Raw genomic sequence first — 7,788 nt, forward strand, 5'->3', positions numbered from 1 at the left:
CTTCGGTCGAAGGGGCGGTGCGTCACGGGTGGAGCCGTCAGACAGTAGACGAGGGCACCGACAGCTACGGTGGAGCCATGACTGCTGCAGGGGACGGCTACGAACTCGACCGACTCCGGGAGGCTGCACAAGCCCGGCTCGAGAAGGGGGTGGGGGACGGAAAGCTCACACTGGAGGAGTATTCGGAGCAGGCCGCGATCGTCTGGTCACGCGACGTCGACGCCGAGCGCCTCGGGCAGTTGGTTCCCGTCGAGGCACCGACGGCGCCGGTGTCGCGACCTCAGTCCACCATCGTCGGAATATTCGGCGACACCAAGCGTTCCGGCCGCTGGTCGCTCGCCGTGAAGACATTGGCCCTGCTCGTGTTCGGGGACGTGAAGCTCGACCTCCGGTCGGCGGTGATCGGCGCCCGTACGTCGACGATCACGCTCGTCACGCTGTTCGGCGACAGCACGATCACCGTTCCGGAGGGCGTGCACGTCGAGGTGGGTGGTTTCGACCTCTTCGGTGACCGTGAACTCGACGCCGGTGCACAGGATCCCGGGCCCGGAGCCCCGACGATCCGCATCGTGTCGTACTCGCTGTTCGGTGACCTGAGGGTCCGCACCCGCTAGTCGCGGCCGAGGCGCTCCAGCAACGCCGACTTGATCGCCGGACGTCCCGCTGCGACGAGCGTGAAGGTGGCTTCACGCATGAGGCGTTCCGCGGTGTTCCCGGCAAGCAATGACGAACTACCCTTCGCCGTGACGAGGGCGGCGGCGGTGCGGATGGCGAGTTCCGAAGCGCGGGCCCGTGCTTCGGCGATCTCCGCGCGGCCTTCGAGCGCCGCGTTCAGGTCGAGTCGTGCCCGGGCGGCCTGCTCCTCGAACGGGTCGGCGTCGACTCCGACAGCCTCCAGTTCGCTGATCGCCCGGCGGGTGATCCCCATCGCCATGCACCCGTTAATCCACGACCCGAACAGCTGGCTCTTTGCGAAATCCTCGGGGGAGACGACGGCACTCACCAGATCGCGTGGCACGGCGAGCCCGTCGAATTTCAACCTGACCGTGTTGGAACCGCGGGCCGCGATCAGCGGGAGTTCCTCGGCGGTGAGTCCCCGAAGCGGTTGTGCGGGAATGATGACGTGCACGATGGAGTCGTCGAACTCGTCGCGCGCCGACACCTGGAGCAGATCGACGATGCCCCAGCCCGTGACGAACGGTGACACCCCGTCGAGCACGTAGCCGTCATCGACGCTGCGTGCCCACAGAGTGGGCGGGACGGGAATCGCTCCGGCCAGGGCGACACCGGCCCGCACGGTGCCGTCGATGAGTCCGTCGAGGTAACGATCCTGCAGGGCCGTGTTCGGCGAACCGGCGAGACCGGCGACGACGCCGTGATGCTGCATCCACGTGAACGCCGTCGCGAGGCAGCCGCCGCACAACGTCTCCATCACGTCGACCAGCACCGACGGCGTCACACCTTCTTCGCCCGGTGCCGCGAGTCCGTAGAAGCCGTCGGCGGCGAGCGTCTCGAAGTGACTGTCGGGAATCTCGCCGTCGGCATCGACGCTGTCGGCTACCGGGAACAACACGTTCTCGGCAATCTCACGCGCCATCTCGGTCCAGTTGCTCACGCCCCGAGAGTAGCCGGTCGACGCCGCCGATCAGGTGAACTCCACCCCCTGCGCGAGCGGGAGTCGATCGGAGTAGTTGACGGTGTTCGTCGCCCGGCGCATGTAGGCCTTCCATGCGTCGGATCCGGACTCGCGTCCGCCACCCGTCTCCTTCTCGCCGCCGAACGCCCCGCCGATCTCCGCCCCCGACGTGCCGATGTTGACGTTCGCGATGCCGCAGTCGGAACCGTCTGCCGCGAGGAACCTCTCGGCCTCACGCTGATCGGTGGTGAAGATCGACGACGAGAGACCTTGGGGCACTTCGTTGTGCAACGCGATCGCCTGGTCGAAGTCGTCGTAGGTGAGGACGTAGAGGATCGGTGCGAACGTCTCCTCCTGCACCACCGACGTCTGCGCGGGCATCCGCACGAGGGCGGGCGAGACGTAGTAGGCGGAGTCGCTGCCCCCGCTGCGTTCGCCGCCGCAGACGACGTTCCCGCCGTCGGCGCGGGCCTTGTCCAACGCGGTCTGCATGGCCTCGAACGCGGAGCCGTTCACCAACGGACCGACGAGGACGCCGTCGTCGAACGGATTCCCGACCTTCAACTGGCCGTACGCCGAAGAGATGCGCTGCACCAGTTCGTCGGCGACGGACGAGTGCACTATCAGCCGCCGCAGGGACGTGCAGCGCTGGCCTGCGGTGCCCGCGGCGGAGAAGACGATTCCCCGCACGGCCAGATCGAGATCGGCGGACGGGGCCACCACCGCTGCGTTGTTGCCGCCCAACTCGAGCAGGCATTTGCCGAAGCGCGCGGCGACGCGCGGACCTACGGCGCGACCCATCCGCACGGACCCGGTGGCGCTGACCAGAGCGACGCGTGCGTCGTCGACGAGACGCTCACCGACGTCCCCCGCGCCCTGGACCAGGGCGTGGATCCCGGCTGGTGCACCGACGTCGCGGGCAGCGCGCGCCAGCAGTGCATCACAGGCGATTGCGGTGAGCGGAGTCCGGTCCGACGGCTTCCACACCACCGTGTCGCCGCAGACCAGCGCGACGGCGGTGTTCCACGACCACACGGCCACGGGGAAGTTGAACGCCGAGATCACCCCGACAACTCCCAGTGGGTGCCACGTCTCCATCAGCCGGTGTCCCGGCCGTTCCGACGCCATCGTCCTGCCGTACAACTGGCGTGACAGACCGACCGCGAACTCGCAGATGTCGATCATCTCCTGCACTTCGCCCTGCGCCTCGGACGGAATCTTGCCCGCCTCGAGGGTGACCAGTTCCGCCAGATCCGTCTTGTGTTCGGTCAGAAGCTGACCCAGGCGGCGCACCACGGCGCCGCGCTGGGGGGCTGGGACGGTACGCCACTCGAGAAAGGCCTCGTGCGCCGCGGTGATCGCCCGGTCCACGTCGTCCGCGCTGCTCGCGGTCACCGTGCGCAGTTCGGTTCCGGTGATCGGTGTGCGCGCGACGAGCGGTCCACCGGCGTCGGTGATCTCGGCGCCGCACCTGATCAGTGCTTCCTCGGCGCGTCGGCACAACTCCTCGGGGGCGGGAAGGTTCACGATGCTGTCCTCTCTCGGGTTCGATCCTGCTGCTGTCGGTCGAGCGTGAACGGGTCGTGCACGGGCCGGCCGAGTGTCTCGGCGAGCCACGGTAGGCGGTCGGGGCCGGCACCGACCGCCGCTGGGAGGAAGTCCTCGTAGAAAATGGGCTCCGCGACGTGTTCCTCGCCCGAGAGCACTCCGCAACGGCGACTCCGCGTGGTTCGCCGACGGCGAGGAACTGCCCGCCGCAGAAGTACGTCCGGGCCACTCCATGCGGGTGGTCCCTGGGTGCGGTCGATCATCGTGAGGCCCCGCCGCGCCGAACGCCGGCGCAGGTCGTCGATGTCGAAGACCCGCGGCGCCAGATGGAGGACGCGGACGCTCGTGCGCCCACCGATGTCGGCGGCGGCGGGTGAGATACGTTCGAGTTCGGCGTCGGCCGAGTATCGTGCCGCGAAGTCCGCGTCGACCGCACCGGCCACGTCGACCAGCGTCGCGTAGGCGGGCACCTCCCTGCCGTACGACGCTGCCAGCGCCCGGGCAAAGCGGGTGCGGAGCTCCCACGTTTCAACCATGATGCACCTCCGCTGGGCTAGCCTGCGCTGGTGGTGGAATCTTTTCGTAGCGACGCACCCCATACTCCTCTCGACGACATCGATCGGGTACTGATGCAGGAGCTGGTGGCCGACGGCCGGGCGACTCTGGCGACACTCGCCGAGAAAGCGGGGCTGTCGATCTCTGCCGTGCAGTCCAGGGTGCGCAGGCTCGAGGCCCGCAAAGTGATCCGCGGGTACACCGCGAAGATCGATCCGGATGCGCTCGGGCACGGTCTGTCCGCATTCGTCGCGATCACCCCTCTCGATCCGTCGCAGCCCGACGATGCACCTGCTCTGTTGCGGAACCTCCCCGCGATCGAAGCGTGTCACTCGGTCGCGGGGGAGGAGAGCTACGTGCTGCTGGTGCGCGTCGCGTCCCCACGGGAGCTGGAACACCTGCTGCAGGAGATTCGTGCCACCGCCAACGTACACACGCGCAGCACGATCATCTTGCAAACATTTTACGACAAGTGAGCCCTGTTCCGGATATGTTGCCGAATCGTCGCCGGTTCACAGGAATTTTGACGTAATCTCTCGGTATGAGCACAGCGATTCGATTTACCGGAGATGGGGGCGAGCTGCCGGCGAGCCAGGTGCACGACGTGCTGCGCGAGCGCATTCTGGTCGACGGTTTCGACCTTGTGCTCGACCTGGAGCGCTCACGCGGTACGCATCTCGTCGACCAGCGGGACGGCACCAGCTACCTGGACATGTTCGGATTCTTCGCCTCGTCGGCGCTCGGGATGAACCACCCGGAACTGGCGGACGACGACGCCTTTCGTCGGGAACTGGCGGCGGCGGCGATCAACAAACCGAGCAACTCCGATATCTACACCGTCCCGATGGCGCGGTTCGTCGAGACGTTCGCCCGGGTGCTGGGGGATCCCGCACTGCCGCATCTCTTCTTCATCGACGGTGGCGCACTCGCCGTCGAGAACGCTCTGAAGGTGGCGTTCGACTGGAAGAGCAGGCTCAATGAGAGCCGCGGCCTCGACCCGGCGCTCGGCACGAAGGTCCTGCATCTGACCGAGGCGTTCCACGGGCGCAGTGGATACACCATGTCGCTCACCAACACCGAGCCCGGCAAGGTGGCGCGGTACCCCAAGTTCGACTGGCCGCGCATCGACTCCCCGTACCTCGCAGACGGGCGGGACGTCGAATACGCCGAGCGCCACGCACTGGACCAGGCGCGGCGTGTGTTCGCCGAGAACCCCTCGGACGTGGCGTGTTTCATCGCCGAACCCATCCAGGGTGAGGGCGGCGACCACCACTTCCGCCCGGAGTTCTTCCAGGCGATGGAGGCGCTCTGCCGTGACAACGACGCCCTCTTCATTCTCGACGAGGTGCAGACCGGCTGCGGTCTCACCGGCACCGCCTGGGCGTACCAGCAATTGGGAGTGCACCCGGACGTCGTCGCGTTCGGCAAGAAAACGCAGGTCTGCGGGATCATGGCCGGCGGCCGGGTGGACGACATCCCCGACAACGTGTTTACCGTCAGCTCGCGGATCAACTCCACCTGGGGTGGCAACCTCACCGACATGGTGCGGTCCCGCCGGATCCTCGAGATCGTCGAGGAGGACAGGCTCGTCGACCGAGCCCGGATGACCGGGGCGCATCTCCTCGAACGACTGCGGGAACTCGCACGCGCGAACGCCGAGGTGACCGAGCCACGGGGGCGTGGCCTCATGTGCGCGATCACGCTCCCTACCCCGCAGCGCCGGGACCGCGTCGTCGCGGACCTCAGGGACCGGGAGCGGGTGCTGATCCTGCCGACCGGCAAGCGCGGGATCAGGTTCCGCCCACCTCTGACGGTGACGACCGCCGAACTCGACGCCGCCGTGGATGCACTGGCCCGAGTGCTGGGCGGTACCGTCGACGCATGACGCCGATACCGCTCACGTCCGTGCCCAATCTGCGAGACGTCGGTGGCTACCGAACCCGGGACGGCGCGAAAGTGCGCACCGGTGTGTACTTCCGTTCGACCGATCTCAGCCGGGTCGCGGACACGGACATGCCGCTGCTCGACGGCCTCGGGATCCGGACGGTGTACGACCTGCGCACCGCGGACGAGCGTGACGCGGCACCCGACAAACTCCCGGACGGGGCCCGCGCGGTCGCGTTGGACGTGCTCGCCGACAAGGGGATCCGGTCTATCCCCGCGCAGATGCTCCAGGTGATCGCCGATCCGATGATCGCCGAACGGGAACTCGGCGGCGGACGCGCGATCGAATACTTCGAGGGCAGCTACCGCGACTTCGTCGAGATGCCGAGCGCGGTCTCCTCGTACCGGGAGTTGTTCGGCGGCCTGGCCTCGAACGGCAACACTCCTGCCCTCGTGCACTGCACCACCGGCAAGGACCGGACGGGATGGGCCACGGCGGCGGTGCTGCTGCTCCTCGGAGTCAGTGAGGAAGACGTGTTCCACGACTACCTGCTGACCAACGAACTCCTGCTTCCGTCGTTCGCGAGCGTGTTCGAGAAATTCGTCGACGCGGGTGGAGATCCGGCGTTGCTCGAGCCCGTGCTCGGAGTCCGTGAGCAGTACCTGGAGGTGTCCCTGGCTGTGATGCGCGAGCAGTACGGGACCGTCGAGCGGTATTTCTCCGACGGACTCGGCCTCGACGTCGGGGTTCAGACTCTGCTGCGGGAGCGGATGATCGCGGACTGAGCGGACAAGCCGATCGCCACACCGACCATGTCGGCGCAGAGATCCCACACCGATCCGTGCCGGCCGATCGGCAGCACGCCCTGCAGTATCTCGGTGATCACCGCGAACGCAGCGAGCCAGAGCACGGTGATCCGTGGCGTCAGGAGCGCATACCGGGAGGCTGCCGCCAGCGCCGCGAACAGCAGGGCGTGCACCACCTTGTCGGCATGCTCGGGACCCGACGGCGTCGCGGACGCAGGGGACAGCAGCATGACCAGTGCCAGCACGGTGAGGGCCGCCACCGGAACGGATCGCATACTCACCGCTGGACCGTGAACCCCAGTGCGCCCTCCGCAAACCGTTGCACCGCATCCGATCCGCTCGCGAGCGCGTCCTCGTGGCCGGTCCGCGCCCAGCCGGTGAGGGTCGCGGAGTCCCCGGACGGGGTGAGCCCCACCTCGGCGAGCAGTTCGCCGGTGTTGGGCTGGCAGATCGCCCACGAATAATGCTCGTCGCTCAGCCACTGCGCCGTGCGGCGGGCGACGTACTCGGGTTCGGCGATTCCACCGTCCGCGAGCGCCGGACGATCGTCGACCCGCTCGTCGGCGCGCAGCGCGCGCAGGTACCAGCCACCCGCATTGACCTCGACCGGTTCCACGTCAGCGGTCCCGGTCCCGGTCGCGGCGGCGATCTCGACCGTGGCGGTCGTCGCGGGTGCCGAACAGGATGGCGCCGGCGGCGGGGATCATCAGGAAGAACAGCCAGCTGTTGTCGACCGGGACGACGAAGAACAGCACGAGGGCGACGAGCGGGATCACCGACATCACGATGCGACGCCAGTTCTGGTCGTTGTCGGTGCCGGTCGATTCGGCCTTGGCAGGCGTGCCGACCGTGGTCGCGGGGAGGTCGGTGAACACTCGATCGAGCTCGCCGCGGGTGATGGCATTCGTGACCGCGAGACTGCGCTCGTCGAACTCGGGGACCGTCAAACGGCCCGCCGCAAAATGTTCGCTCAACAAGTTCAGGGCCTGCTCGCGTTCGGCAGTGCCGACACGGATCTCGGGAACGTCAGACATGCGTACAGACTACTGTGAGTCCTTCTCGGCCCCCGGGGGCCGAGAAGGACTCACGAGTGGTGCAGGTGCCTATTTCAGTTCGGCGAGGACGGTGCCCTGGGTGATGGCGGCGCCGGGTTCGACGGACAGGCCGGTGACGGTGCCGGCCTTGTGGGCGTTGACGGGGTTTTCCATCTTCATGGCCTCGAGGACGGCGATGAGGTCGCCTTCGGCGACTTCCTGGCCTTCCTCGACGGCGACCTTGACGACGGTGCCCTGCATGGGGGCGGTGACGGCGTCACCGGAGGCGGCGCCGCCGGCGGCGCCGCCGCGGGTGCGGGCCTT

At 67.8% G+C, this 7,788-nt stretch carries 11 protein-coding genes; 4 read left to right on the plus strand and 7 right to left on the minus strand.

The genetic code is table 11. The features are described 5' to 3' along the window. The first annotated feature begins 77 nt into the window (after nt 1-77). Complete coding sequence (locus ACFVJ3_RS10980; protein WP_378452066.1) at nt 78-614, plus strand: LiaF domain-containing protein; 537 nt, start codon at nt 78-80, stop codon at nt 612-614. Here ACFVJ3_RS10980 and ACFVJ3_RS10985 read toward each other — a convergent pair. From ACFVJ3_RS10985 to ACFVJ3_RS10995, 3 genes are read right to left on the minus strand one after another with little or no spacing between them, the layout of a single operon-like run. Next, complete coding sequence (locus ACFVJ3_RS10985) at nt 611-1,615, minus strand: acyl-CoA dehydrogenase family protein (protein ID WP_378452067.1); 1,005 nt, start codon at nt 1,613-1,615, stop codon at nt 611-613. The genes ACFVJ3_RS10980 and ACFVJ3_RS10985 overlap by 4 nt on opposite strands. A gap of 30 nt (nt 1,616-1,645) precedes the next feature. Beyond that, the gene (locus ACFVJ3_RS10990) at nt 1,646-3,163 is read right to left on the minus strand and encodes an aldehyde dehydrogenase family protein (protein ID WP_378452068.1); all 1,518 of its coding nucleotides are present in this window, start codon (nt 3,161-3,163) and stop codon (nt 1,646-1,648) included. Further along, nucleotides 3,160-3,720: a 2-oxoadipate dioxygenase/decarboxylase family protein gene (locus ACFVJ3_RS10995; protein ID WP_378452069.1), complete on the minus strand. Its 561-nt coding sequence runs from the start codon at nt 3,718-3,720 to the stop codon at nt 3,160-3,162. The genes ACFVJ3_RS10990 and ACFVJ3_RS10995 overlap by 4 nt, the downstream gene beginning before the upstream one ends. Nucleotides 3,721-3,750: 30 nt before the next feature. Here ACFVJ3_RS10995 and ACFVJ3_RS11000 point away from each other — a divergent pair, with 30 nt between their 5' ends. The 3 genes from ACFVJ3_RS11000 to ACFVJ3_RS11010 all read left to right on the plus strand — a co-directional run bounded on the left by ACFVJ3_RS11000 (nt 3,751) and on the right by ACFVJ3_RS11010 (nt 6,409). After that, nucleotides 3,751-4,215 (plus strand): Lrp/AsnC family transcriptional regulator, encoded by a 465-nt coding sequence (locus ACFVJ3_RS11000; RefSeq protein WP_378452070.1) that lies wholly within the window; start codon nt 3,751-3,753, stop codon nt 4,213-4,215. A 65-nt stretch (nt 4,216-4,280) separates the two neighbouring features. Beyond that, complete coding sequence (gene lat / locus ACFVJ3_RS11005; protein WP_378452071.1) at nt 4,281-5,624, plus strand: L-lysine 6-transaminase; 1,344 nt, start codon at nt 4,281-4,283, stop codon at nt 5,622-5,624. Continuing rightward, nucleotides 5,621-6,409 (plus strand): tyrosine-protein phosphatase, encoded by a 789-nt coding sequence (locus ACFVJ3_RS11010; protein ID WP_378452072.1) that lies wholly within the window; start codon nt 5,621-5,623, stop codon nt 6,407-6,409. The genes lat and ACFVJ3_RS11010 overlap by 4 nt, the downstream gene beginning before the upstream one ends. Here the strand turns inward: ACFVJ3_RS11010 and ACFVJ3_RS11015 are convergent. From ACFVJ3_RS11015 to ACFVJ3_RS11030, 4 genes are all read right to left on the minus strand, one after another. Beyond that, on the minus strand, nt 6,373-6,705 hold the full coding sequence (locus tag ACFVJ3_RS11015; RefSeq protein ID WP_378452082.1) for a VanZ family protein: 333 nt from the start codon (nt 6,703-6,705) through the stop codon (nt 6,373-6,375). The genes ACFVJ3_RS11010 and ACFVJ3_RS11015 overlap by 37 nt on opposite strands. 2 nt (nt 6,706-6,707) lie before the next feature. Next, nucleotides 6,708-7,046: a hypothetical protein gene (locus ACFVJ3_RS11020; protein ID WP_378452073.1), complete on the minus strand. Its 339-nt coding sequence runs from the start codon at nt 7,044-7,046 to the stop codon at nt 6,708-6,710. Between the two features lies 1 nt (nt 7,047). Further along, nucleotides 7,048-7,464: a DUF1707 domain-containing protein gene (locus tag ACFVJ3_RS11025; protein WP_378452074.1), complete on the minus strand. Its 417-nt coding sequence runs from the start codon at nt 7,462-7,464 to the stop codon at nt 7,048-7,050. Between the two features lie 69 nt (nt 7,465-7,533). Beyond that, on the minus strand, nt 7,534-7,788 hold a 255-nt coding region (locus ACFVJ3_RS11030), incomplete at its 5' end, for an acetyl-CoA carboxylase biotin carboxyl carrier protein subunit (RefSeq protein WP_378452075.1).

This window comes from Rhodococcus sp. NPDC127593 (assembly GCF_042671975.1).
Lineage (GTDB): Bacteria > Actinomycetota > Actinomycetes > Mycobacteriales > Mycobacteriaceae > Rhodococcus_F.

What these genes read in the sequence shown, in the direction of transcription:
- ACFVJ3_RS10980 (WP_378452066.1), top strand. Translation starts at nt 78, where the DNA reads ATGACTGCTGCAGGGGACGGCTACGAACTCGACCGACTCCGGGAGGCT.
- ACFVJ3_RS10995 (WP_378452069.1), bottom strand. Translation starts at nt 3,720, where the DNA reads ATGGTTGAAACGTGGGAGCTCCGCACCCGCTTTGCCCGGGCGCTGGCA.
- lat (WP_378452071.1), top strand. Translation starts at nt 4,281, where the DNA reads ATGAGCACAGCGATTCGATTTACCGGAGATGGGGGCGAGCTGCCGGCG.
- ACFVJ3_RS11010 (WP_378452072.1), top strand. Translation starts at nt 5,621, where the DNA reads ATGACGCCGATACCGCTCACGTCCGTGCCCAATCTGCGAGACGTCGGT.
- ACFVJ3_RS11015 (WP_378452082.1), bottom strand. Translation starts at nt 6,705, where the DNA reads ATGCGATCCGTTCCGGTGGCGGCCCTCACCGTGCTGGCACTGGTCATG.
- ACFVJ3_RS11025 (WP_378452074.1), bottom strand. Translation starts at nt 7,464, where the DNA reads ATGTCTGACGTTCCCGAGATCCGTGTCGGCACTGCCGAACGCGAGCAG.